At 44.8% G+C, this 1,288-nt stretch carries 1 pseudogene; it reads right to left on the bottom strand.

What is annotated here, in order from left to right:
* Nucleotides 1–472: 472 nt before the first annotated feature.
* Nucleotides 473–1,288, bottom strand: a pseudogene (locus DWX33_RS13585) (helicase); the annotation flags it as partial.

Genomic DNA, 1,288 nt, shown 5'->3' with positions numbered 1-1,288 from the left:
TTACCATAGACATTTTATTAGGGAAGCGTAGGTTCAACTGGTAAGTACAAATAAGTAGAAATGTTTGAACAACAACGTTTTAGGAAGTTGAAAAAAATCAAGTTTCTCTCTCGGTATAACGTTTATTTTGGCCAATATCTTCTTTAGTTTGGCATTTGAGTATTTCCCATTCGTGTTCTATTTAGCTCCTTATTATGAGTATGTAGCAAGTTACTTATCAAATTCAGCCTCTTTGAGGGTCAAATATGGTTTTGCAAATGGTGACTGACAAGACATAAACAAGGTCAGCAGGATTTTTTACATAAATGGACATGAATGTATATAACCTAAAATAAGAATAAATTTTAATAAGGGCTGCCCAAAAAGAAAAAAAATGCAGTTGCCATCCTACAGATACTTGCAGAAAGGATAAAATTTACTTTTAGACCTTTTGGGATAGCCCTTATTAATACTTCAGATAAAATTCCTTAGGTTATATTTTCAATCCTTTGGACCGGGTTTCCTCCTTGGCATACAGCCCCGGATGCCCAGTTATGGTGTGATTGGCGATAATACTTTCCGATGGATTGCGTATTTGCGGTGATGTATCTTCGGGATATTGCCTGATACCGTTTCGCACACCTTTCGCTTCCGGTTTGACCTGTTGCCCTTCATGCTCCTTTTCGGTGATTTCGGGTGTAGGCGGCGCAAGTTCCAGCTGTATCTTGCGGTCAAGGGCGGCAAGTTCGGACTTCAACTGTTTCAGTTCTTCCTCCTTCTTCCACACCTTGCCTGCTATCTCCTGCAACTGCGGTATCTCACGTTCCAAGACCTCATTCTTCGCTTTATACTGGTCGATGATGGAGGGGATTCTCTCAATCGCGTTGAGGAAGTTGCGGGCGGCGGCCAACGGGTCAGCCATCGCCAGATGCCCGTTGTTGTAGGTGTACTTGTAGTTCCCCTCGACCACGAAGCGGTTGTCGGTAAACTCCAATCCCTCTTTGAGTATCCTTTCGCTGACCACCTTTATCGGGAAACCGTAAAACTCTCCAACCTGCGTGTACAACCCTCCGGTCGTGGCATTCTTGGCTATCTCCTGCAAACGCTTTCCGATGACCTTCTCATCGGCGGAATCCACTCCGTCCACCTTTATTATATTAAGGTGATTGCCCTCCTTGTCGGTCTGCACCACAGAGAGGAAGCGGTTCCAGTCCTCCGTCATGGCATCTATGAAAGCTGTGTTGTTGCCCAGCTCGCGGGTCTTCGATTCCAGCTTGAACTCCGAATCACGCTTGCCCTTGTTGAACGA

The organism is Parabacteroides sp. AF19-14 (assembly GCF_003635485.1).
GTDB classification, from domain to species: Bacteria; Bacteroidota; Bacteroidia; order Bacteroidales; family Tannerellaceae; genus Parabacteroides; species Parabacteroides distasonis.
This window is presented reverse-complemented; position numbering and strand designations above follow the sequence as displayed.